We start from the raw sequence: 24,952 nt of genomic DNA, 5'->3' as shown, positions 1-24,952 counted from the left end.
CCATTCTCATTTCTCTCTTTCCCGGCAGTCCATTACCTTTGCCGCCTTAACCAAAAAAGATGAAGTTTTATAATTTATTGATAAAGTACCGCCTCTGGATTGGCCTTGGTCTTGGAGTGTTGGGCGGTTACGTCAATTATGCTGCCGGCTTCTGGCCTGCATTTCCGCTCTACTTTATCGGCCTCATCCTGATTTTAGGTCATTTTTTCTTCGGGCCGCTGCGCCTGATCCAGTCGCATATGGAAAGTGGTGATATGGACGGTGCTGAAAAAGTGTTGAACTCCATTCAATTCCCCAATTTGCTGTATAAACCCATCCGTTCTGTTTATTATACGCTGAAAGGCAATATCGCCATGATGAAACAGGACTTTGACGGCGCCGAAAAGATGATGAAGAAAGGACTTGACCTGGGTATGCCCATGAAAGAAGCAGAAGGCGCCAGCCTGCTGCAAATGGGAATGCTGGCCATGCAGAAAAATGATTTGAGACAAGCGGAGAGTTATATCCGTTCCGCTATTCGTAAAGGTTTACCGGATAAAGAAAATGAAGCGGCTGCTTATTTACAAATGTGCAGCATCATGATGAACAAAAGAGAGTTTCGGGCCGCCAAGGATTTTTTCCGTAAAACAAAGGCCCTGAAACCTACCACGCCGCAGATCGTTGACCAGATCAAACAAATTGAAAAATATATCTCAAGAATGCCGGGCTAAGAGATCAGGAGAGAAATAGTTAAAAGAGGATGACCGATTTTCGGCATCCTCTTTTTATTTGGTGCCATTTGAAACCTTCTCTGTTTCGCCAAAAAAAGAGACAATCCGCCAATTGGCGGACCGTCTCTTTATCTCTTTTTCTCTTTGTAACTCTTAGCTTAGTTCAGCTTTTCGAAATGAGCATCCAGTCTTTTGGCTTTTTTGTAATAGTCAAGAATCAATACCTGGCCTTGTTTGCCCGGCATTACCGAAGACCTGGTAGCATCGGTCTTGGTATTGATCTTATCGGTTGTAATTTTTCCTTCGTTGTAGCTGATGGAATTAAATGTACCGCCCTTGTAATCCTTACCTCTTACATAGTCGCTGTAGCAAATGGTAAACGAAGTGTTTTCTTTATTGATTTGTGAGTAAGCATAATCAAACTCTCCGTAAGTATATTTCAGCAGCTTACCGATCATTGGCGTGCTGACAAATTCCATTCCGCCGGGCAGCTCCTGCGTATTAGCATTCTTGTCATAGATTTTCGCATCCTTTACATTAAAATCCTTATCAAAACGTATCAACACCATATCGGTAACCTTTGCTTTCACTGTACTAATTCCGGAGCTTCTTCCCATGGATAATACTTTCGAAGCAATTCCCAATGCACTGGCCACTTTCTTATAACCCTCACCGACCGCAAAAACGTTTCCATCGGCTGTTTGAAAGATATTATGCAGGTACATAAACCCGATTTCATCTATTTTTCCTTTGGCTGTCACATTCAAATGCTTGCCCAGGTCAAGATCCCAGGAACAATATTTTTCACTGGTGATGGTACCTTTTTCATCAATCCCTAAAAAGGCAAAGCCAAGTGACTTATCTTTTATCACGTTACCGTTGGGATTGAAGTACTCGCCGAATAACACGGCCCTTCCATCACTCAGCAAGGACATACTTGCAGGATAAAACTTGTATTTGCCTTCATCTGTCGATTTTTCAAACACCTGCTTGCCGTTCTCCAGGCTTAATCCTACAATAGAAGATTCCGGCTTACTATCCATCAGGCTGCCAAATTTCAGCACTTCAAAATACACGACACCATTATTACAACCGAGGTAATCACCAATGAATTTTTTGCCCCCCATTGTTGGCGTATAGGTCCATTGTTTTCTTTTTTCTGTTGAAAAAAAATCTACCTGGAAGGTATAGTCTTTGTCTTCGCGGCTTGGCATATTGGAGATGAAACCTTTGCCTTCGATCGGATACAGGCCTTTGTAGTTATGCTCATCATCATCATTAGCCAGGTAGCTCATCTCCAAATACCGCTCCTCTTTTTTGGTGAGCTGGCGGTTGTAAGTGTACTTCTTTTTTCCATCGGCGCCATACACCTGGTATTCGAAGGTTCTTGCATCGTCATTATAAATTAAGAAGATGATATCAGTGCCGTTGAAAGATGACTCCAGCACGGTGACATGTTTTGAATCCTGGAACTTAATGTCCTTCAGCTTCGTCAGGTTGTTATCAGTGATCTGCAAAGTGTATTCATTCGTTTTTCTGTCAATTTTATCGCTGACATAAAAAAAATAATATCCCTTTACTTCACTGCCTTCTTTGATGGCGTCGGAATTGCGGAGATGTACTTTGTGCACATTCTCAATCGAAAGTTTTTGGGCTTTCAGGTTCATGACAGCCAGCAAAAGTCCGGCCGCTAATACGAGTCTTCTCATTTGTTGTTGTTTGGTTATAGATTTATTTTTACTTTATAAAATTTTGCGTCTTTCTCATTTCCTCTTCAAAGTCTTTGTCAGTTTTCATTTGCGAAGCATATTGTTTACAAAAATGAGAGCTAAGGCTGGCTATCTCATCCAGTCGCAACCGGTCAAGCATCCGCAGCAACAGGTTATACTCCTCCCTGTAAGCTTTGTTTTCTGTGTCAATGGTTGAACCAAGCTTGTGTTCTTTTTGATTTTCGTACAGGGTGTTGAGGCTTCTTGCTACCGAATAAATGGCCAGCCCGTTATTTTCCTGCGACTGCAATAACAGCAAGCTGTAGTATAAATTACGGCTCAGTTTCTTGTCCCGGTGACATTGCTCTGTCATCTCATAAAAAAAATCCTTCTTTAGTTTGTTGAACAAGGTTTCATTGACAAGAAATTTCTGTCCGCCGGCATGAGCCGCTAATGAATCACTGAGTAATGCAATACGCTTAGAACAATCAGGATGCGTTTTTAGTGAATCCCTTTCTTTTTGCGTATCCGTCGTCTTGCTATCATCCAACTGGCTAAAAATAGAGGACTGTTTCTGTATCCATTTTTTTTTGAATGGGTAATCAGGAAAATTAAAAATCTGCTGCAGATCGAGTGGTTTATGGATTAACGAGTCATCCACTTTATCCAATAACTCAAGACATGATTTTATTGCTCCGCAATCATAGCCTGTTTTTTTCATAAAGCTAAAGGCCAGTTTATCGGCCGCAGCTTCATTTTCACGGCTGTGCCGGCGGCTGCTGAAGGCAAACGATTTTGACAACTCTTCCAGTTGCTTGTTGACGCCGAATTCGGTTTTAGATAGTCGCTTGAGTTCTTTTTGAAAAGCTTCGCTGTTGACTGTTTCAACATATTTCCTGATCGCCAGCTGCGTATGTTGCAGGTAATAATGTGCCAGCTCGTGGCAAAGGACAAACACCAATTCAGCTTCGCTGTCTAAAAAAATCAACAAGCCGGCATTGATCGCTATGGTGCCATCTCCCATGCTATAAGCATTGGGCCAATAATCCCGGGAAAAAATGATGCGGGCATCTGTACCCTTTAATTCAGGATTGACAGTAATTATTTTTTGTACAATGGATTGTAAATACTGGTGTTCAACAGGGGATGTAACTGAACGGTCGCTTTGCCATAATGAAGCTATTTCCTTAAACTGCTCTTCATAAATTTTTTTATAATCGGCAGCATGCTCTTTTTGAAGACTGTTTAAAGATTCCGTCTTCTTTTTAGCCGATTGTTCGTAATAACTATTCTTTAAAATTTTATCATCCTGCTGAAACGAATAGCTGGTGTTTAACTGCGCGGATGAGATCAGCGACTGGAAAAAAAGGATAAGAAGAAAAATCGCAGCTTTGCCGGAGGACATGGTGGTTTGTTTAAAAAGGCGGAAGGCTCAAATATATACCAGGAGCTGGATAAATCAAAGCTGTACCAGCAGCGGATCAAAAGAAAAATTATTTGCCCGGTAAACACAATACATTCTGTTTTTTTATAACCTATTCTTTATTATCAAATAATTATCTTGTATCTCATTTCAAAATACAATGAATGATGAAAAAAATCCTTTTTTTCTTAATGGCTTATAGTTGCTTCGCCGCTAATTCACAACCGGGCAGTGGTGATATCGCTTTGATTCCTCAACCGGTGTCTCTCGTAAAACAAACAGGTTCTTTTGTTTTACCTGATCAACTAACAGTTTACGTGGGCAAAAATCCTGAAGTAAAAAGATTAGGAAACCGGCTTGCTGAAAGGATCACCCTGGTGACAGGTCGCAAAGTTGAAGTAAGTGAAAATGAAAACTCATCATCAACGGGAATCAACCTGGTTCTATCTGCAGGCAAGTCGATACCAAAGGAAGGTTATACATTGGATGTAAAAACAACACATGTAGTATTGGAAGCGGCAGAGCCTGCCGGCTTATTTTATGGATTGCAAACATTGTTTCAATTATTGCCAAAAGAAATTGAAAGCACAAAAAGAGTGCAGAAAGAAAAATGGGAAATTCCGGCCGTACAGATCACAGATCATCCACGCTTTGGCTGGCGTGGTTTGATGCTGGATGTATCCCGTCATTTTTTTACTAAGGAACAGGTAAAGCAGTTCATCGATGATATGGTGAAATATAAATTCAACCTGCTGCACTGGCATCTTACGGACGACCAGGGATGGCGTATTGAAATAAAAAGTTTGCCCAGGCTTACATCAGTCGGCGCATGGAGAGTGGATAAGACGGGAAGGTTTAATACGTTCTCCAAGCCTGAACCCAATGAGCCGAAAACCTATGGAGGTTTTTATACACATGAAGACATCAAAGAGATCGTTCAATATGCAAAAGATCGTTTTGTAGACATTCTTCCGGAAGTGGATGTTCCCGGTCATAGTTTGGCTGCCATCGCAGCGTATCCCGAATTGACAACCTGCACACCGGGTAAGTATGAAGTTAATTCCGGTGAACCATTTATGGTTTGGCCTCCCGGTGGTCATTTTTATGGGTTGATCGATAATGCGCTTTGCCCGGCCAATGAAAAAGTATATGGATTTATGGATAAAATATTTACAGAAGTAGCACAGCTATTTCCATTTGAATACATCCATATGGGCGGTGACGAAACGGCCCGCAATTTTTGGGAAAAGAGTGAACCCATCAAAGCACTGATGAAAAAAGAAAAACTGAAAAACCTGGATGAAGTACAAAGCTATTTTGTAAAAAGAATGGGAAAGATCATCGAATCAAAAGGAAAGAAAATGATCGGCTGGGATGAAATATTACAGGGTGGTTTGGCTCCCGGTGCTGCAGTAATGAGCTGGCGGGGTGCACAGGGCGGTGTGGAAGCTGCCAAGCTGGGTCATGAAGTGGTGATGAGCCCTAATGATTTTGTCTACATCGACCTGATGCAGGGTGATGCCATTATCGAACCACCGGTTTATTCATCGATACGTTTAAAGAAAACCTACCAGTTTGAACCTATCCCTGAAGGTGCTAATCCTGCCTTGATAAAAGGAGGACAAGCTAACTTATGGACGGAACAGGTATATAATATGCGCCATGCGCAATATATGACCTGGCCCAGGGCCTTTGCAGTAAGCGAGATCTTATGGTCACCCAAAACAGTAAGAAACTGGAATGGCTTTGTATCAAGAGTAGAAAAACATTTTGAACGCTTTGATGAATCACAAACAAAATATGCACCCAGCATGTACGACCCCATTTTTGAGGTCAGCAAAAAAGACCCCAACACGGTGATCGTAAAAATGAGCACCGAAGTAGAAGGCCTGGATATCCATTATAGTTTTGACAATTCATTCCCCGACCAGTTTTATCCAAAATACATTGCGCCACTTACTGTTCCCAAAGATGCCGGCGCCATGAAGGTGATTACCTACCGGAATGGCAAAGCGATCGGCAGGATGATCGTAATGCCGAGAGAGGAATTAAACAAAAGGGCGAAGATCAAATAAGTAATTGGCATAAGTTAGATCGGAACACATTTTGAAAATAACAGAATGGATGCGGCAGTTATTCAATATAAAGGGAGTGACAATGGAACTAAAAATAATTAAAACAAAAAAGCAATACCAGCAGTATCTCGACTGGGTGGATGAACTTTTTGACAAAAAGGTGAAACCTAATACTCCAGCGGGAGAAAAATTACAGGTAGCATTATTGCTGATAAAACAATATGAGGATGCGCATTACCCTGTTCCGGTTCCGGATCCGATCGCGGTCATTAAGCTAAAGATGCTTGAAAAAGGGCTAAAAAATAAAGACCTGGTAGGAAAAGTTGGCACGAAGGGATATGTTTCCGCTCTTTTAAACAAACAGAAACCCCTGACTTTGGAATTAGCCAAACTTTTTCATCGTGAACTGAATATTCCGGCTGAAGTTTTACTGTCATAAAAACAAAATTTGACGTTAGCGTAATGCTGATAAGAAATGAATAAAACGGGTGAAGATCAAATAGTAGCAAAATTTTAAATGGAAGGGAGATAATCGATCTCCTTTTTTTATGGCTGCCAGTGCCCTGATCACCTGTAAATTTGCAGGATGGCTTTTTAAGCCGGTTTATCAAAATTTTATCATGTCGCTGAATAAAGAAAGACTGGAGAAAAAGTTTGCAGAAGAATTTGCAAAGCTGAATGAACAACAAAAGTTAGCAGTCGAAACGATTGAAGGACCTGTGATGGTTATCGCTGGACCCGGCACCGGTAAAACACAAATACTGGCAAGCCGCATTGGTAAAATATTATTGGAAACCGATGCACTGCCGGAAAATATTCTTTGCCTTACCTATACCGATGCTGGCGTGGTGGCTATGCGAAAAAGATTGCTGCAGTTTATCGGGCCGGATGCATATAAAGTAAATATTTATACGTTCCATGCTTTTTGCAATGATGTGATCCAGGAAAATCTTTCTTTATTTGAAAAAACAGCATTGGACCCTATTTCGGAACTGGAACGAATCGAATTGTTCAAACAGTTGATTGATTCCTTCCCCAAGAATCACCCGCTCAAACGCTACCGGGGTGATGTATATTTCGAGATCAATAACCTGCAATCTCTTTTCAGTACGATGAAGCGGGAAGGCTGGACGCCTGGCTTCGTCAACGCAAGCATTGATAAATATCTGGCCGATATTCTCACCCGGGATGAGTTTGTTTATAAAAGAAAATACAAGGAGTTTCAACCCGGCGATCTGAAAAAAGATAAGATCGAAGAACAAAAAGAAAAGATGGAAAAATTGCGGGCGGCGGTGAATGAGTTTGATGGCTTCCAGCAAATGATGCGCAAAAAGAATCGTTACGATTTTGATGATATGATCAACTGGGTGATCAAGGCTTTTGAAGAAAACAAGAACCTGCTTGCTAACTACCAGGAAAAATATCAATACATTTTGGTAGATGAGTTCCAGGACACCAGCGGCACGCAAAACCGGATTGTTGAATTACTGATTAATTATTGGGATAAGCCCAACGTATTTGTTGTAGGCGATGATGACCAAAGCATTTATCGTTTCCAGGGTGCTAACGTAGAAAACATGATTGGGTTTGCCGATAGTTATAAGGATAGTCTTTTAACGGTGGTGCTCACCAATAACTACCGCTCTACACAGCCCATCCTCGACATCTCCAAAACGTTGATTGGCCGTAACCAGGAACGACTGGTAAAACAATTGCCCGGATTGAGTAAAGACCTGCTTTCATCCAATCTTCGTATCAATCATTTCACACATCCGCCGGTCATTCGTGAGTACGAAAACCAGCAGCAGGAAATGATTGCTATTACCCTGCAATTACAAGAACTGGTGCAAAATGGGATACCGCCCGGAAAAATAGGCGTCATCTATAAAGAAAATAAATATGGAGAAGAACTGACAAAATATTGCCAGTTGCTGAACATTCCTGTCTATAGTAAACGCAAGCTGAACATTCTTGAAATTCCATTAGCACAAAAACTAATCTTATTACTCCGCTATCTCGCGGCAGAACATGATATACCCTATGGCGGCGATGAAATGCTTTTTGAAATTTTACATTTTGACTGGTTTACAATCCCCGCCATTGAAGTTGCCAAGCTGAGCATTGAAGTGGCTGATAAAAAATTTGGTGAAAAGAAAACGTCGATGCGCCAGCTATTGACGGAAAAGTTCAACACACCGCCAAAAGATCTTTTCAGCGTATCCGTACATGAAGGGTTGAAAAATGCCAGTCTTGTAATCGAGCAATTAATAAGGGAAGTACCGAACGTAACGCTGCAGGTTCTTTTCGAAAAGATCATTCGTCAAGCCGGCGTGCTGGCCCAGATCATGCAGAGCAAGGATAAGCTATGGTTGATGCAGGTACTTACAGGTTTATTTGATTTTATAAAAGAAGAAACACATCGCCAGCCACTGCTCAGCCTGCAACAATTGGTTGATATCATCGACCTGATGGAAAGAGAAAATATCGCTTTACCGTTAACCCAGGTAAGTGGTAGTGATAAAGGCGTCAATCTGTTGACAGCACACGGATCGAAAGGTCTCGAGTTTGAATATGTATTCTTTGCAGGCTGCAACGCCTCATCATGGGAAAAGAAACGCAAGCCCGGTGGCGGCTATAGTTTACCCGATACCATGTTTAGCTCCCAGCCACAGAGCAGAGACGAAGAGGAATTGCGTCGCCTCTTTTACGTAGCATTAACCAGAGCGGAACAACATCTTTTCATTTCCTTCAGCAAATACAAAAACGATGGTAAAGAGTTAGAGCCGTCGATGTTTATTGCTGAAATCCAGGATTTGCACCCCGAATTAAAAACAGAGCATATAACACTTAACGATGAAGATATTTTCACTTTCTCCTCCCTGCAATTCAAAGAGACGGCACCGGAAATTGAAAGATTGGAAAAAGAGTTTATAGAACGATTGTTGGAAAAATTTTCGATGAACGTTACGGCGCTCAACAATTATTTAAAATGCCCGCTGGAGTTTTATTTTAAAAATCTTGTCCGCATTCCTTCTCCTAAAAACGAAGCGACCGAATTTGGTTCTTCGGTTCACTATGCGCTGGAACAATTGTTTCGTAAAATGCAGGAAAACGGCAAAGAGCAATTTCCTTCCAGGCTGGAGTTTATCAATGACTTTGAATGGTACATGCATCGCCACCGCGAAAGTTTTACAGCCGAACAGTTTGCCAGGCGCTTGGAATATGGCCATGAGGTGTTGACCAACTACTACGATAAATACATTCATCAATTTAATAAGATCGTAGCGATCGAAAGAAATATCCGGAATGTAGTAGTAAAAGACGTACCGCTGAAAGGGAAACTGGATAAGCTTGAGTTTGATGGCAAGCAAGTGGTTGTGGTTGACTATAAAACCGGTGATCCTGAAAAAGCCATTCCAAAATTAAAAGGACCGCATGATAAAGAACCTAATGGCGGTGATTATTGGCGGCAAGCCGTTTTTTACAAGATTCTTGTCGACAATTATTCGGGAAAAGACTGGAAAGTGATAAGCACCGAATTTGATTTTATCGAACCCGATAAAAAGAAAAACTATCGCAAAGAAAAAGTGTTGATCACTCCTGCTGATATCACCACCGTCACAGAACAAATCAGCTCGACCTGGAAAAAAATACAGGCCCACGATTTTTACACCGGCTGTGGCAAAGAAGATTGCCACTGGTGCAATTTTGTTAAAACAAATAACCTGGCCATTGCCCTGCACGAAGAAGAAGAGCAGAACCATGATTTATAGGATTTAACGGATTTTGAGGATATGTTTGATTCCAAACCGCTTAAGTTTGCATCCTGATTTATGAAGAAGCCAAGCCTGATAAAAATATTTTTTCCTTTTATCCTGTCAATCCTTTTCATCCCACAAATCCTGGTTCAGACAGGCTGCGCTACCATCATCCCACCCGAAGGTGGACCAAAAGATAGTCTCCCACCTGTTTTACGACGGGCCGATCCGCTGGATTCAAGCCTCAATTTTTCCGACAATAAGATTACCCTTGTTTTTGATGAATATGTCAATGCAGATAATTACCAGCAGGAACTGATCGTCTCTCCCATTCCCGGTAATACACCAACTGTTACCCGTAAGTTGAATACTGTTACAGTAAAACTGCGGGATACCCTTCAACCCAACACTACCTACTCCATCAATTTCGGTAACACCATTAAAGACGTGAATGAATCCAATGTGTTGAAAAACTTCACCTATATTTTTTCAACCGGATCCTATTTTGATTCATTAGAACTTGCGGGCAATGTGGTACTGGCCGAAACCGGGGAACTTGATACGACACTGACAGTGATGTTGCATACCAGCAATATCGATTCAGCGGTGATAAAAGAAAAACCAAGATATATTACCCGGTTGGACAACCGCGGTAACTTTCGTTTTAAAAATCTTCCTCCCGACACTTTTTATGTGTATGCGTTGAAGGATGAAGGTGGGAGCTATAGATACCTGAACCCTGCGCAATTATTTGCCTTTGCTGATTCAGCCGTCATTACAGGTGAAAGCGCCAGGCCCGTCACATTATATGCCTATGCCGGAAAGGAAACGGAAAAGACAAAATCACCTCCCGTGGGATCAGGAGGTAAAAAATCAACCGAAAAACGTTTGAAATTTTCCACCAACCTGGCTGGTCCCTCGCAGGATCTGTTGGAAAAATTCATCTTTACATTTGAAACACCATTAAAAATTTTTGATTCAACAAAAGTTCATTTTACAAGAGATAGCTCTTACACCCCTATAACGGATTATAGTTGGGAAAAAGATAGCACCATGAAAGTGGTCAGACTGAATTACAACTGGACGGAGAATGTTTCTTACCATTTGATACTGGAAAAAGATTTTGCAACTGATACGTTGGGTCAACAATTGCTGAAAGCGGATACCATCGATTTCAAGACAAAACAAAACAGGGACTATGGCAAATTGACCTTGCGCCTGCGCAACCTGGATCTTTCCAAAAATCCCGTCCTGTTATTTGTGCAAAGTGGTGCTATCAAAAAATCATTTCCCCTGGCTTCGGCAACATTTAGTCAAAGCATTTTTGTGCCCGGTGAGTACAGCCTGCGCATTTTAAATGATGATAATAAAAATGGCGTATGGGATGCCGGTAAGTTTTTTGGTGAAAGAAAACAACCTGAACTGGTAAAGCCTATTTCCCGGACGATCAATGTCAGACCCGGTTTGGATAATTCGTTTGATATCAATGTGACGGCACCGCCGGCAGAGCCAGGGACTAATCCCAATCCCAACAGGGACAGACCCAATAGCAACCGACCCAATACGACCAGGCCGCCTAATCAAAGATTTTAAATACCATCAATCAGCCTTAAGCTTTTCACTGATTCATGTAATTTTGACTCATGCAATTTTCGTCTTCGTTATTGGAAAATGCCGTTAATGAGTTTGCCAAACTTCCCGGTATTGGAAAGAAAACCGCTTTGCGTTTGGTATTGCACCTGCTCAAACAAAGCGTCAGCGATGTAGAACATTTTGGTGAAACGATTGCCAAAATGCGCAGCGAAATAAAATTTTGTAACCGTTGTTTCAATGTGGCTGATGGAGACATCTGCTCTATTTGCGCCAACTCGATGCGCAAGCAGGAGATTATTTGCGTAGTAGAATCGATTCGTGATGTAATTGCTATTGAAAGCACCCAACAATTTAACGGCACCTATCATGTGTTGGGGGGAGTTATTTCACCACTGGATGGTATTGGTCCCGACCAGTTGCATATTGAATCCCTTGTTCAACGTGTGCAAAAGGAAAAAACCGAAGAACTCATTTTTGCGCTCAATCCCAACATACAAGGCGATACCACGATCTATTATATTCAAAAAAAACTGCAACCATTTTCTGTTCGTATCACTACCATTGCCAGGGGAATTGCCTTTGGTGGCGAATTGGAATATGCGGATGAACTCACCTTAGGCAGAAGCCTGCAAAACAGGATGCCGGTTGAAAAATATGTAAATCACTAAAGGAATTCATGCTCCTCCTCCATGTTTGCCAAGCCCTTAACCGGCGTTTTTTTTATTAGCGATACTGTAGTAGATTTGCACCGCACAGGTGGATTTGTTTATTGTACGGCCTGTATAAACAACTGAACTAATAAACGCCAAGAAACTCTCCCTTTTTAGTTTCCCAACGTTTTAACAGTTCAAAAATTATTGATTTAGCCAGCGTCAGTAATGCTATGGGGCATTTGTTGCGTCCGCCGAGGCGGATCGCTGATGAGCAGTTTAGGAGCAACCAATTTTATCAAATCCTGGGTAATAATAACCAGGAATTAAAAACAGTTTGTATGAGCATCAGACAAGAACTGGAAAAACGTATCCTCATCATCGACGGAGCGATGGGGACTATGATTCAAAAACATAAGCCGACTGAAGCAACTTATCGGGGTGAACGTTTCAAAGACTGGCGACTCGACGTAAAGAACAACAGTGATATTTTAAATCTTACGCAGCCACAGATCATTGAAGACATTCACAAGCAATACCTCGATGCCGGCGCTGATATTATTGAAACCAATACGTTTGCTGCCACCCGCATTGCACAGGCAGATTTCGAACTGGAGCCTTACGCTTTTGAAATGAATGTGGAAGGGGCAAAAATTGCCAGGAAGGCTGCGGATGAATATACCGCTAAAGATCCTTCAAAGCCTCGTTTTGTAGCAGGGGCTATCGGGCCATTGAATAAAACATTATCCCTTTCGCCGGATGTAAATAACCCCGGCTACCGGGCCGTTACCTTCGATGAAGTGGTGGATTCCTATTATGAGCAGGTGAAAGGCTTAGAGGAAGGAGGTGTGGATGCATTGCTGATCGAAACCATTTTCGATACGTTAAATGCAAAAGCCGCCATCTTCGCTATCAAAAAATATTTCAGGGACGCCAAAAAATCTGAATTGCCCGTGATGATCAGCGGTACCATCACTGATGCATCCGGCAGAACATTGAGTGGCCAGACGCTGGAAGCATTTTATACTTCTATCATGCACGCCAGGCCATTGAGTGTTGGATTGAACTGCGCTTTAGGAGCCCGGGAAATGCGTCCGCATATTGAAGAGTTATCACAGATAGCTTCCTGTTATGTATCTGCTTATCCCAATGCCGGCTTACCCAATGCAATGGGAGAATATGATGAACAACCGGAGCAAACAGCACATTTCCTGGAAGATTGGGCGAAGGAAGGCTTTGTGAATATCGTTGGCGGTTGCTGTGGCACCACGCCGGATCATATTCGTCATATTGCGGAGCATGTAAAGACTATACAGCCGAGACAGTTGCCGGTAGTGGAAAGGGAACTTCTCTGATTCAAAGTCACAAACTATGACCTTGAATTTTGATATCACAAATTGCGATATCAAAACTTTTAGATACAATTAATTATGCCGACATCATGCCGTTAAATCAACCTGTAAAAGTTTTCACTGATGGTGAGATTGTAGAAAAGATCTACGTCATTCGTGGGCAGAAAGTAATGCTGGACAGGGATTTGGCAGAAATGTATAATGTCGCTACAGGACGTCTAAATGAGCAGGTAAGAAGAAATATTCAGCGTTTTCCGGAAGATTTTATGTTTCAACTAACCCATGAGGAATACAACTCTTTAAGATCGCAAATTGCGATCTTAAAGAAAGGAAGGGGAAAACATGTTAAATTTTTGCCTTTAGCTTTTACTGAACAAGGCGTAGCCATGCTTTCAAGTGTGCTGCGTTCCGAAGTAGCCATTCAAGTCAATATTCAAATTATCCGTGTTTATACAAAAATGAAGCAAGCCCTGCTTGACAATAAGGAATTATGGCGAAAAGTAGAAAAGATTGAACAGGCTATTTTAAAGAAGGACGAAGAAGTACAAGCCATTTTCAAACTATTAAAAACCTTATTGGTAAAAGAAGAAAAGCCAAGACAAATAATTGGCTTCAAAGTGTCCTCAAAAAAATAATATGTCAGAAAGAACAATCATAAAACCATACTTACGCCTTTCAGGATTAGAGCCATTGGTGGTAAGGCCGGAAACCAATTTTGTCAACGTCGGTGAACGAACCAATGTAACGGGATCCAAAAAATTTGCCCGCCTCATCAAGGAGAATAAATACGAAGAAGCATTGAGTGTTGCCCGCCAGCAGGTGGAGAACGGTGCCCAGGTGTTGGATGTAAACATGGACGATGCACTGCTGGACGGTGTACAGGCCATGACCACTTTTATTAACCTCGTTCAAAGCGAACCGGATATTGCCAAGATCCCCATCATGCTGGATAGTTCCAAATTCGAAATCATCGAAGCAGGGCTGAAATGCGTACAGGGGAAATGTATTGTGAACTCCATCTCCATGAAAGAAGGAGAGGAAAAATTCATTCAGCAAGCTATCATTTGTCAAAGCTATGGCGCATCCGTAATCGTGATGGCGTTTGATGAACAGGGGCAAGCCGATACAAAAGACCGGAAAGTACAAATTTGTCACCGAGCCTATAAAATTTTGACAGAGCAGGTAGGATATGATCCGCAGGATATCATTTTCGACCCCAACATCTTTGCCATTGCAACGGGTCTCGAGGAACATAATAACTACGGTGTTGATTTTATCGAAGCAACAAGAGAAATAAAAAAACTGATGCCGCTGACAAAAGTGAGTGGCGGTGTCAGCAATCTCTCCTTCTCCTTCCGCGGCAATGATCATGTGCGGGAGGCGATGCATTCTGTGTTCCTGTTACATGCCATCAAAGCGGGTATGGATATGGGTATCGTCAATGCCGGACAGCTAGTGGTATATGATGAAATAGAACCACAGCTCAGGCAATTATGTGAAGATGTGATCCTCAACAGGAATAATGATAATAATGAAGCCACGGAGAAGCTGATTGCTTTTGCTGAAACAGTAAAGGCCAAAGGAAAAGAAACTGTGAAAGATGAAAGCTGGCGGACGACTTCTGTTGAAGAACGTTTGAAACACTCTTTGGTTAACGGCGTCACCGACTATATTGATATTGATACCGAAGAAGCCAGACAGAAATATCCCAAGCCACTGGATGTAATCGAGGGTCCGCTGATGGCCGGGATGAATGTAGTGGGTGACCTGTTTGGCGCCGGTAAAATGTTTTTACCACAAGTAGTGAAGAGTGCCAGGGTGATGAAAAAAAGTGTCGCCATCCTGACTCCTTATATCGAAGCTGAAAAAGAGGAACGCCGCCAGGCTCATATTGCAGCGGGAACAGTTAACGAAGAAGGTGCTGGTGCTGCCAAAATTTTACTGGCAACTGTCAAGGGCGATGTTCATGATATCGGTAAAAATATTGTCGGCGTCGTATTAGGTTGCAATGGCTACGATGTAATTGATCTGGGCGTAATGGTTCCCACCGACAAGATTTTAGATACAGCCATTAAAGAAAATGCGGATATTATTGGCTTAAGCGGATTGATCACTCCTTCATTAGATGAAATGGTGCATGTGGCCCATGAAATGAAGCGCAGGGGAATGAAACAACCTTTATTGATCGGGGGGGCGACAACATCAAGAATGCATACTGCCGTAAAAATCGCTCCGCAATATGATAATGGCGTAGTGCATGTGCTGGACGCTTCAAGAAGTGTAACTGTTACCGGGTCACTGTTAAATGCTGAACAAAAAAATGATTTTTTAAGTTCCGTAAGTACTGAATATACCAAGCTAAAAGAAGATTTTGCCAATAAGAAAACAACCAAGCAATATCTTTCTTTTGCCGATGCCCAAAAAAATCCGGCCAGGATCGAATGGGAAAATTATACACCTCCTGTCCCAACCTTTACCGGGACAAAGATCTTTGATGGCTATGACTTGAGTGAAATTCGAAAATATATTGACTGGCAACCGTTCTTTATTGCGTGGGAAATGCATGGTAAGTTTCCCCAGATATTAAGCGATGAAGTGGTAGGTAAAGAGGCTACCAAATTGTATAATGACGCCAACGCATTAATCGATAAAATTATCGCGGAAAAATGGCTGACGCCAAAAGGCGTGATCGGGTTCTGGCCGGCAAGTGGTGTTGGAGCAGATACTATAGAAGTGAAAAGTGAAAAGTCAGAAGTGAAATTGGAGTCTTTACGTCAGCAGATTAAAAAAGCAGCGAATCAACCCAATTTGTCTTTATCCGATTTTATTGCACCACGGGAAACAGGAAAGAAAGATCATATTGGCGCTTTCTCAGTTACTATGCAGGGTATAGAGCCGTATATCAAAAAATTCGAAGCCGCACATGACGATTATAATAAGATCATGATGCAGGCACTGACGGATCGTTTTGCTGAAGCATTTGCCGAACTGTTGCATGAAAAAGTGAGAAAAGAATATTGGGGATATCAAAAGGAAGAAGAACTCACCAACGAGCAATTGATAAAAGAAGAATATGTTGGCATCCGACCTGCGCCTGGTTATCCTGCCTGCCCTGATCATACTGAAAAATATAAACTCTTTCAGTTGCTGGGTGGCGAAGAAGCTACAGGCATTCATCTAACCGAATCATTAGCTATGTACCCGGCGGCATCAGTTTGTGGCTGGTATTTTAGTCACCCGCAAAGCCAATATTTCGGTGTAGGTAAAATTCAACGTGACCAGTTTGAGGATTATGTAAAAAGAAAAGGATTATCGACCGAAGAAATGGAAAGATGGTTACGGCCGATATTAGAATAAAATGAGCTGCCTCAAAAGCTTAATAATTTCACGCAGAGAACGCAAAGTGAAAAGCGACGCAAAGAAGGATGAATAGGTCTCAAATCGTTGCGTTCTTTGCTTTCTTAGCTGTCTTTGCGAGAAAAAACTTTTGAGACAGCCTTTTTTGAAACAGTCTTGCTACTACACAATATTTAATTCTTTTAGTCGCTCCATTAGCTGATGCGGTGAATGAAAATGTATACTTGCTATTCCCATTTCCTCCGCAGCTTTTACATTTCTCAGGTTATCATCAATAAACAAAGCGCTGGAACGATTGACATGGTAGCGGTCCAGTAAACGCTGATAAAATTCAGGAAATGGTTTCCTGGTCTTCTCTTCCCCACTCACTACCCGGCCATCAAACCAATGAAGAAAGCTATACCGCACCAGGGCAATATCAAAAAGGCCTGCTTGCCAATTCGTCAATGCATAGATTTTATAGCTCCCGCTTTCCTTTAATTGCCGGAATATCTCTACCGTACCAGGGATAGAAGATTTCAGCATGTCTGTCCAGCGGCCATAATAATCACGGATAGGAGACTCCCATTCAGGGAATTGCTGCACCAGCATTTGTGTAGCCTCAACGATTGAACGACCTGCATCCTGTTCCTCGTTCCAGTCATTGGTACAAATATTTTTAAAAAAATAATCCCGCTTTTCCCCGGACTCAAAATAGTTTTCATCAAAAACATATCGCGGATTCCAGTCTATCAGTACTCCACCCAGGTCAAAAATGATGGTATTAATATTTGCAATTGATGCAATAAAAATTTATGTAAAAAAATCGGTCTCACCTCTTCTCCAATAATACCCAGGCCCGTTTTCTTCGCATCACCTTATAATTGGTGGTGATATAATGCCGGATATGATCCATGGCCTCATCAAAGTCATCGGTGATCAATACAAGGCTCATATCCTCTTTTGAAATGGTACCTTTTGCCGCCATATCGTTCATTGCTTCCATCATCTCTTTATAATACTCTTTACCAAATAATACAATGGGGAACTGTGTCAATGTCTTTGTCTGTACCAATGTCAGCGTTTCAAAAAATTCATCCATGGTTCCAAACCCACCGGGCATAATGATAAAGGCATAGGAGTATTTTATCAGCAATACTTTTCGGATAAAGAAATGCTCAAAGGTTACTGACTTATGCAGATAGGGGTTGCTTTGTTGTTCAAATGGTAATTGTATGTTGCACCCCACTGATTGTCCGCCATTTTCAAAAGCTCCCCTGTTAGCGGCTTCCATAATCCCGGGGCCGCCACCCGTCATGGTAGTAAACCCTAACTGCGCAATTCTTTTCCCTAACTCAACTGCTTGTTGATAGTACGGATGATCCTCTTTAAACCGGGCCGATCCGAATACAGTAATACAGGGTCCGACAAAATGCAGCGTTCGAAAACCTTTTATAAATTGTTTGAAAACTTTGAAGGCAAATAATAATTCATAGCCACGGCTTTTAGGGCCTTCCAGGTAGACATGTTCTTTCGCCGGAATGATTCTTTTTACTTTCTCCATTATTCATCTCTTTGTGCGATTAAAAATAAAACATTTCAACACAGCAGCTACTACTTTGACAAGATTGAGCAATTTTGATATGCAGCAAAATATACTGTACTTTGAAACAATTAAAACATATCAGCTTCATGCGCATCATTAGTTATAATTTGAATGGAATCAGGTCAGCTATCAATAAAGGCTTTATCGATTGGTTAAAGACGGATCCGGCTGATATTATTTGTATCCAGGAAACCAAAGCCGCCAAGGAAAATGTGGATCATGCCATTTTTAATTCGCTGGGCTACGAGGATTATTGGTTCAGTGCACAGAAAAAAGGATACAGCGGTGTAGCTGTATTTACAAAAATAAAACCCACCGGAATTGAATATGGAACAGGCCATACGGTAAGCGATGACGAAGGAAGAGTGATACAATTGGATTTTGGCGACATTCGTTTGATCAATGCCTATTTTCCTTCCGGGACCAGTGGTGATGAAAGGCAAAGTTTTAAATATGTCTGGCTTGATGAGTTCTACGTATATCTCAACCATCTAAAAAAGAAATATCCCAAACTGATTGTGTGCGGAGATTACAATATTGCGCATAAAGAAATTGATATACATGACCCCAAAGGAAATAAAAAATCATCTGGTTTTTTGCCGGAAGAAAGGGAATGGATGACAACGTTCTTTAACAACGGCTGGATTGATACGTTCCGGGAATTTCATCCGGAACCACACCGCTATAGCTGGTGGAGCCAGCGGTTCCCGACAGTCCGGCTTAATAATAAGGGTTGGCGGATCGATTATATAAATGTTACAGATCCGCTAAAAAAGAATTTGCAGGATGCGGAAATTTACCCGGATGTAAAACATTCTGATCATTGTCCGGTTTATCTCGAATTAGTTCCATAATCGCATTTATCAAAAAGGAATGGGCAGTAAAAATTATTTACATGGAGGAGCATACTAATTTACAAAATGATGCAGGTGAGGTTGCCATTATTTATAATGTAACGACAAAAGTAGATCATCGTATAGCGCAGCAATGGCTCAAATGGATAAAAGAAGAACATATCCCCGGCATTATTGCTACCGGTTGTTTTACACATGCAACTGTCCTTCGCCTGATGGAGGTTGATGAGACGGAGGGCCCCACTTATGCGATACAATATCATGCCGCGGGTAAGGCCTTTTATAATCGTTATATACAAAACTTTGCTGAAAAAATGAGAACAAAAGCAACCACTAAGTGGGGCGATGCTTTTATTGCATTTAACTCTGTTTTAGAAGTTGTGAATTGAGTGTGTAAAACATTAATTCTTTGTTTTTACAAATTCAAAAACTATTGTATATTCCTCTCAAACCCACACTCCGCCTGCATTTCAGGCGATCTTTTTGAAACCTTTGCTGGCAAAGGATTTCAGCACCCACAGGTAAAATTACCGCACAAAAATACGATAGCAAAAATCCTTTAAAATCCTTATCCCGTGCGGGTTCGGGCACTATATTCGTTATTGGTAAAAAGAGCAAATATTTTTTTGCTGCTATCAAAAACCGTATAAATTTGCCTCGTTACTAAATCATTAAAAACAAGATTATGAACAAAGCTGAATTGATCGCAAAAATTTCTGACGATGCTGAGATTACAAAAACTCAGGCAAACGCTGCTTTAGATTCTTTTATTGAAGCAGTTACCAAAACTTTGAAAGGTGGTGGTAAAGTTACACTGGTAGGCTTCGGTACTTTTTCCGTATCTAAAAGAGCTGCACGTAACGGTCGCAACCCCCAAACCGGCGCTGTTATCAAAATCAAAGCCCGTAAAGTGGCAAAATTCAAAGCAGGTAAAGAATTGGCTGCAAAAATGTAATCCAACCATTACAGTATTAAAAGCTCCGGAGCTTTACCAGTTCCGGAGCTTTTTAATTTTTAAACAACATACCTTCGCATTTAAACAAAAAAGATAATTATGGGCAGAGGAGATAAAAAAACCGCAAAAGGAAAACGTTTCAAAGGTTCTTTTGGCAAAACACGTCCGGCTAAAGTTGCACCAGCAAAAAAAGCAGCCGCTAAAAAGAAAGCTTAAGGAAGACACAAGGTGTAAGGAACAAGATTCAAGATAGAGGTACGAAGCAAAAAATCGTACCTCTTTTTTCTCTTGTATGGCAGGCCAGGCTATTAAGGAGCCAGCCTTGCTGTTTTCCATTCCCCGTTTTCCTGCAATGAGTATTCTATCCTGTCATGCAGGCGTGAAGGCCGTCCCTGCCAAAATTCAATAATAACGGGCTTTACCAGGTACCCACCCCAGTTTGCCGGTCGTTCAATTGTATTATTGCCGGTCTTCTTTTCAAATTCATCATATCTTTTTTCGAGCCATTCCCTGTTTTCTATCACGGCGCTTTGAGGCGATATGCTGGCTCCCAACTGGCTTGCAACCGGTCGTAAATGAAAATATTCGTCACTTTCTTTTTCGCCTACTTTTTCAACAAGGCCTGTGATCCTTATTTGCCTTTCCAGTTCTTTCCAAAAAAACACCAGGCAGGCCTTGGGATTTTCCAATAGTTGTTTGCCTTTGTAGCTATCATAGTTGGTAAAAAACATAAAGCCTTCTTCCGAAAAGCCTTTTAACAACACAATCCTGGCAGACGGGACACCATCTGCCGAAGCGGTTGCAAGCGTCATAGCATTTATCTCATCAATACCGGCATCGATAGCTTCCTGCCACCACGTATCAAACTGGCGGATAGGATTACTATCAATGGAGTCTTCTGTCAATGTTTTTTGCGAGTAAGTCTTTCTTATTCCGGCAATATCCTGTTGCATATCGATCATTTAAGCAGCAAAGTTAACTGCTTTATAAAAGTGGTAACATAACAAAAGCCCCTGGCGGAGCTTTATACAATATGATTTTAATCAGTAAAAATTATAATCCCCTGTTACGCATCAACTGATCTCTTTCTTCGGATACCATGTTCAGCATACTTTCCAATTCCCCTACACGCCGCAATTGGCTTTCCAGTTTTTTGTTAGTGTCTGATACGACCTGCAGGTCATTGTTTAGTTCTTCCAGGTAGCTGGCTCTTTTTTGCAACTGTTGTTTCTGAAAGTTTGCGTCTCTCAACTTATCTTCCAGTTCTATCAGCTGCGTGTGCAATTGCTGGTTTTCCATCGACAGTGCATTAGCCTTGAACTTAGACTCTTCAAAATCTTTGCTCATTTTGGTATGCAATTCTTTCAGATCTTCAAATTCAAGGTTCATCATTTTAGCAGCTGTCAGCTGCGATTCCATTTTTTGAATTTTACCCTGCAGGATATTAAACTCCTGGTAAGTATTGTCGAGCATGGATTTCATTTCAGAGGTCAGCTGCTCCTTTTGCCGTATTTGATTGATTTCTTTTTCCTTTTCGGAGAGTTGTGCCCGCATGCTACCGACCTGCGCTGACAGTTCTTCATTGCTTTTCAGGATCTCCCGCTGCAACTCTTCTTTCTCTTTTATCACATCAATATTTCCCAACAGCTGGTTGATTTTTTGATTCTGTTCCATCAGGCTATTTTGCGCTTCCCGCAACTGGTCGAGATAATCGATGCCCACCACCCTTTCTTTTTCTGCCGGCAAGGTAGCAGTAACAGGAGTTGCGAGTTTTTGCATATTGGCCATTTCAATTTCCAGGGCTCTTTTCTCCCGGTGTATTTCCTGCGCTTCGGTTGAATAGATCCTGGCATTTTCTTCCGCTTCTGCCAATTGTTGCCTGAGTTCAGCTAATTCCCTGTCTTTTGCTTCGGTATCATTCAGGTATTTCAGCTTCCACTCATCCTGCAGGGGATTACCTTTTTCCATTTCCCGGGTGGTAGCTTTAAGACTTCTATTACTGGCAATAAAGAAATGTATGGTGATGCCTAAAATGATCGCTCCAAAAAGCAACAACACAATTTCAAGAACAGAAAGGGTAAGAGTGACGGCGGCCAACATATTCTGAAATAAATTAATTCCGGAAACTAAAAAAAATTAACCAGACGCTGGCTAATTGTTTTTCACAAGAGTGGGAAAGATTACACAAGATAATAGCTATCCTGAAAAATAAAAGCCCCGGGTGAAAAATCTTGAAATTTTGTTCCCGGCTATTGACAAAAACTGCCGTGAGACGCAGGTTTAGCCTTTTACCAGCGTACCTACCTTTTCGCCGGTGACCACCCGCCTGAGGTTACCCTCTTTGTTCATGTCAAAAACGATAATGGGGAGGTTATTTTCCATGCAAAGAGTAAAAGCGGTCATATCCATCACCCGCAAATTTTTGCTCAGGCATTCCTGGAAGGTAATGCTGTCATATTTAGTCGCGGAAGAGTCTTTTTCCGGGTCGGCGGTATAGATACCATCTACCCGGGTGCCTTTCAGGATAACGTCTGCCTTTATTTCGATGGCCCTCAGGGAACCAGCAGTGTCAGTAGTAAAATAAGGATTACCTGTACCTGCCCCGAAAATAACTACACGGCCTTTCTCCACGTGGCGGATAGCCCGGCGGCGGATATAGGGTTCAGCTATTTGCTCCATCTTGATGGCACTCTGTAGTCTTGTGTACACCCCTATTTTTTCCAGCCCTGCCTGCAAAGCCATACCGTTGATTACGGTAGCCAGCATTCCCATATAATCGCCATGTGCCCTTTCAATTCCGGTCTCCGCTTCGTTCATTCCCCGGTAAATATTACCTCCCCCGATAACGATCGCCACCTGCACACCCAGTTCTGTTATTTCTTTTATGTCCTGGGCATATTGGGAGATCACGGTTGTATCCATTCCAAAATTCTTATCACCCATCAAAGATTCACCGGACAATTTCAGCAGAATTCGTTTATACTTAGGCAGCATGGATTATATTTTTGCGCCTGCCTGACGGTAGGCAGGCTGCGAAGATAGGGAAACAGACTTTTTTATCGGACAGGTTTTATTGAGATAGCCAGTCGTTGACTAAAACGGAACATTTGTCGCATGCTGATGCTTCCCTGTCTGCATGGGAAGTTCCTTCCAAGCCGAGTGTTCGTTAAAAAGACTTCGCAGCCGATGTCTGCCTGGTGGCTCTGTGCGGCAGCCTGCGACTCGGCGTCAACCGGGGACAATTTTGCATTTATTTCATTTCAATCCAAATGCAGCAAGCAGATCATTATCCACAACAGGATTGTTACGGGCGTTAAGTACGTTCGCTAACCAGTGAGAGATTAGCTGATAAAAGAAAAGCACCCGCTCCGAGTGCTTTTCCGGTTTATACTGTGAGTGTCCCTATTGAATCAGTTTGGCGATTTCAGGAAGCGGCAATGTATTCGCCATCGCCAGTATTTCAGTATCCGTACAATCATCTACTGTAAAAGTGATCAAAGCACTACCCAGCGGTACTTGTAAATCGTAATCATATTTGTCATCGGCACTGCCAGGTCTTCTCTCAAGTCTTGCTTTATAACCATGCACTTTTACGGTCTTACTGTTTTCATCTTTCATCATTCCGCCAAGCAATGGTGCATTCAAAATGGAATTCAACATAGCTACCATTGGCGAATTACTGATAATCGACAGGTCGGCTTTTTTGGTAAACTTTCCATAGCTGCGATGGATAGTCGCCCCGACAAACCCCACGTTGGAGGATACATTGTCATCTTTTGTATTAACAGCCAGGGAGTCCATTTTTGTTGGTAACAGCTTTAATACTTCTTTCCCGATAATAATATCAATTTCCTGCATCGCCTGTTGCAAAGCAAAATGTGTTTCTTCCAACTTACCGGCGTTATAAGCCGACTTTGCTGTAGCCATGTCTTTTGCAAAATCCTGTGCGATGGAAGAAGCCGCCAAACAAACACAGGCTAATAATATGCTGAGATGTTTCATAATAATTTCTTTTAGTGGTTAATTATTTTTCGCCAAGCATTTTTTTAATACCATCGATATCAAATGCATTGGCAGCAGCCATTACTTCCTGCTCATTGGCGAAATTGATGCACTCCCAAACAATCAATGAGGTCTGACCCATTTGCATCATTAAGGTATACCCTTTGCTATCCTCGTATTGGATGACGGCTTTATTTCCTTTTACTTTTACCTGTTTTATATTTTGTTTTTCTGCATTAGCCTCCACCATGCCGGCATTCGCAAAATACATACTGATAAAAGGCGAGTACACACTATTATTGCCAATGGTGATGGTGAGTTGTTTATCATCCTTCCGGTATACCCGCTGAATCGTCATATTGTTCCAGCCCCATTGCGTACTCATTACTTTATCCTGCGTAGTATCGGCAGGAACGGATACGACCGTAAGGGGTAATGATTTTAAGACCTGTCGTCCCAATTGAATTTCGACACCCATTAATGCCTGTTGAAGAGAATAGCGGGCATCACTGTAATTTTTTGCACCGTGTGCTGTTTCGGCTTCTGTCATCTGCGCTTTCACATCCGGTGGTTCTGTGTTTGTCAAACCACCACCACCTTTATTGGTTGGCTTGCCACTGGAGTTGTTGTTGCTGTTGTCGTTTGATGGGGAATCGGAGGGAAGACCAGTTTTCTTTTCTACTTCTTTGTCTACAGATTTATCTACGGCTTTATTTACTTTGTCTTTGAGCTTTTTTAAAAGCCCTTGTGCCGGGACGGCTGGGGACAGCGCAAGCCCCGCCACCAGGCAGAGGAGGTATGCTGACTTTTTCATAACAATAGTTTTTGGTTTGAAATGGCATACCAAATGTAAGTAGATATACCTATAGCTCAATACTACTTTTAGGTAAGAAAGCTAAATCCTGCCCGATATTTTTTCTGTTTATAAA

Annotated in this window: 22 protein-coding genes; 13 read left to right on the top strand and 9 right to left on the bottom strand. The window is 41.8% G+C overall.

What is annotated here, in order from left to right; all coding sequences use genetic code 11:
- Positions 1–59 precede the first annotated feature (59 nt).
- A complete protein-coding gene (locus tag ACFEL9_RS13430) occupies positions 60–710 on the top strand; it encodes a tetratricopeptide repeat protein (RefSeq protein WP_276504745.1) in 651 nt (216 codons plus the stop codon).
- 158 nt (positions 711–868) lie between these two features.
- Here the strand turns inward: ACFEL9_RS13430 and ACFEL9_RS13425 are convergent, their stop codons facing one another.
- Together ACFEL9_RS13425 and ACFEL9_RS13420 are read right to left on the bottom strand one after the other, a co-directional pair.
- The gene (locus ACFEL9_RS13425; RefSeq protein WP_385890795.1) at positions 869–2,419 is read right to left on the bottom strand and encodes a DUF6770 family protein; all 1,551 of its coding nucleotides are present in this window, start codon (positions 2,417–2,419) and stop codon (positions 869–871) included.
- Between the two features lie 28 nt (positions 2,420–2,447).
- Positions 2,448–3,824: a M48 family metallopeptidase gene (locus ACFEL9_RS13420; RefSeq protein ID WP_385890793.1), complete on the bottom strand. Its 1,377-nt coding sequence runs from the start codon at positions 3,822–3,824 to the stop codon at positions 2,448–2,450.
- Between the two features lie 182 nt (positions 3,825–4,006).
- Here ACFEL9_RS13420 and ACFEL9_RS13415 point away from each other — a divergent pair, with 182 nt between their 5' ends.
- From ACFEL9_RS13415 to metH, 8 genes are all read left to right on the top strand, one after another.
- The gene (locus ACFEL9_RS13415; protein WP_385890790.1) at positions 4,007–5,917 is read left to right on the top strand and encodes a beta-N-acetylhexosaminidase; all 1,911 of its coding nucleotides are present in this window, start codon (positions 4,007–4,009) and stop codon (positions 5,915–5,917) included.
- 49 nt (positions 5,918–5,966) lie between these two features.
- Positions 5,967–6,356 carry a helix-turn-helix domain-containing protein gene (locus ACFEL9_RS13410; protein WP_385890787.1) on the top strand — a complete coding sequence of 130 codons (390 nt, stop codon included), beginning with the start codon at positions 5,967–5,969 and terminating at the stop codon, positions 6,354–6,356.
- 109 nt (positions 6,357–6,465) lie between these two features.
- Positions 6,466–9,690, top strand: a complete 3,225-nt coding sequence (locus tag ACFEL9_RS13405) for an ATP-dependent helicase (protein WP_385890786.1) — start codon at positions 6,466–6,468, stop codon at positions 9,688–9,690.
- A 60-nt stretch (positions 9,691–9,750) separates the two neighbouring features.
- Complete coding sequence (locus ACFEL9_RS13400) at positions 9,751–11,268, top strand: Ig-like domain-containing domain (RefSeq protein ID WP_385890784.1); 1,518 nt, start codon at positions 9,751–9,753, stop codon at positions 11,266–11,268.
- A gap of 50 nt (positions 11,269–11,318) precedes the next feature.
- A complete protein-coding gene (recR, locus tag ACFEL9_RS13395) occupies positions 11,319–11,936 on the top strand; it encodes a recombination mediator RecR (RefSeq protein ID WP_385890782.1) in 618 nt (205 codons plus the stop codon).
- 323 nt (positions 11,937–12,259) lie between these two features.
- Entirely contained in the window at positions 12,260–13,273 is a 1,014-nt protein-coding gene (locus ACFEL9_RS13390; protein ID WP_385890780.1) for a homocysteine S-methyltransferase family protein, read from the top strand.
- Between the two features lie 86 nt (positions 13,274–13,359).
- Positions 13,360–13,905, top strand: coding sequence for an ORF6N domain-containing protein (locus tag ACFEL9_RS13385; protein ID WP_385890778.1), 546 nt, complete (start codon positions 13,360–13,362; stop codon positions 13,903–13,905).
- 1 nt (position 13,906) lies between these two features.
- Entirely contained in the window at positions 13,907–16,627 is a 2,721-nt protein-coding gene (metH, locus tag ACFEL9_RS13380) for a methionine synthase (protein WP_385890777.1), read from the top strand.
- Positions 16,628–16,789: 162 nt separating this feature from the next.
- Here metH and ACFEL9_RS13375 read toward each other — a convergent pair whose 3' ends face one another.
- Positions 16,790–17,383 carry an HAD family hydrolase gene (locus ACFEL9_RS13375; protein WP_385891496.1) on the bottom strand — a complete coding sequence of 198 codons (594 nt, stop codon included), beginning with the start codon at positions 17,381–17,383 and terminating at the stop codon, positions 16,790–16,792.
- Positions 17,384–17,438: 55 nt separating this feature from the next.
- A complete protein-coding gene (locus ACFEL9_RS13370; RefSeq protein WP_385890774.1) occupies positions 17,439–18,170 on the bottom strand; it encodes an LOG family protein in 732 nt (243 codons plus the stop codon).
- Between the two features lie 101 nt (positions 18,171–18,271).
- On the opposite strand from ACFEL9_RS13370, the gene ACFEL9_RS13365 reads away from it, so the two are divergent.
- The 4 genes from ACFEL9_RS13365 to ACFEL9_RS13350 all read left to right on the top strand — a co-directional run bounded on the left by ACFEL9_RS13365 (position 18,272) and on the right by ACFEL9_RS13350 (position 20,237).
- Positions 18,272–19,066 (top strand): exodeoxyribonuclease III, encoded by a 795-nt coding sequence (locus tag ACFEL9_RS13365; RefSeq protein ID WP_385890771.1) that lies wholly within the window; start codon positions 18,272–18,274, stop codon positions 19,064–19,066.
- 41 nt (positions 19,067–19,107) lie between these two features.
- Positions 19,108–19,455 (top strand): DUF4286 family protein, encoded by a 348-nt coding sequence (locus ACFEL9_RS13360; RefSeq protein ID WP_385890768.1) that lies wholly within the window; start codon positions 19,108–19,110, stop codon positions 19,453–19,455.
- Positions 19,456–19,751: 296 nt separating this feature from the next.
- Positions 19,752–20,021, top strand: coding sequence for an HU family DNA-binding protein (locus ACFEL9_RS13355; protein ID WP_276503767.1), 270 nt, complete (start codon positions 19,752–19,754; stop codon positions 20,019–20,021).
- A 99-nt stretch (positions 20,022–20,120) separates the two neighbouring features.
- Complete coding sequence (locus ACFEL9_RS13350) at positions 20,121–20,237, top strand: 30S ribosomal protein THX (RefSeq protein ID WP_276503768.1); 117 nt, start codon at positions 20,121–20,123, stop codon at positions 20,235–20,237.
- 92 nt (positions 20,238–20,329) lie between these two features.
- On the opposite strand, the gene pdxH is transcribed toward ACFEL9_RS13350, so the two are convergent.
- From pdxH to ACFEL9_RS13325, 5 genes are all read right to left on the bottom strand, one after another.
- The gene (gene pdxH / locus ACFEL9_RS13345) at positions 20,330–20,974 is read right to left on the bottom strand and encodes a pyridoxamine 5'-phosphate oxidase (protein WP_385890764.1); all 645 of its coding nucleotides are present in this window, start codon (positions 20,972–20,974) and stop codon (positions 20,330–20,332) included.
- A 100-nt stretch (positions 20,975–21,074) separates the two neighbouring features.
- A complete protein-coding gene (locus ACFEL9_RS13340) occupies positions 21,075–22,121 on the bottom strand; it encodes a coiled-coil domain-containing protein (protein WP_385890762.1) in 1,047 nt (348 codons plus the stop codon).
- 180 nt (positions 22,122–22,301) lie between these two features.
- Positions 22,302–23,015 carry a UMP kinase gene (pyrH, locus tag ACFEL9_RS13335; protein ID WP_385890759.1) on the bottom strand — a complete coding sequence of 238 codons (714 nt, stop codon included), beginning with the start codon at positions 23,013–23,015 and terminating at the stop codon, positions 22,302–22,304.
- Between the two features lie 408 nt (positions 23,016–23,423).
- Positions 23,424–24,023, bottom strand: a complete 600-nt coding sequence (locus ACFEL9_RS13330; RefSeq protein WP_385890756.1) for a hypothetical protein — start codon at positions 24,021–24,023, stop codon at positions 23,424–23,426.
- 22 nt (positions 24,024–24,045) lie between these two features.
- Positions 24,046–24,837, bottom strand: a complete 792-nt coding sequence (locus ACFEL9_RS13325; RefSeq protein WP_385890753.1) for a hypothetical protein — start codon at positions 24,835–24,837, stop codon at positions 24,046–24,048.
- Positions 24,838–24,952: the final 115 nt, after the last annotated feature.

The sequence above is a fragment of the Terrimonas alba genome, assembly GCF_042434975.1.
Classification (GTDB): Bacteria; Bacteroidota; Bacteroidia; order Chitinophagales; family Chitinophagaceae; genus Terrimonas_B; species Terrimonas_B alba.
Note: the sequence above shows the minus strand (reverse complement) of the source record. Positions and strands in the feature narration are given on the sequence as shown.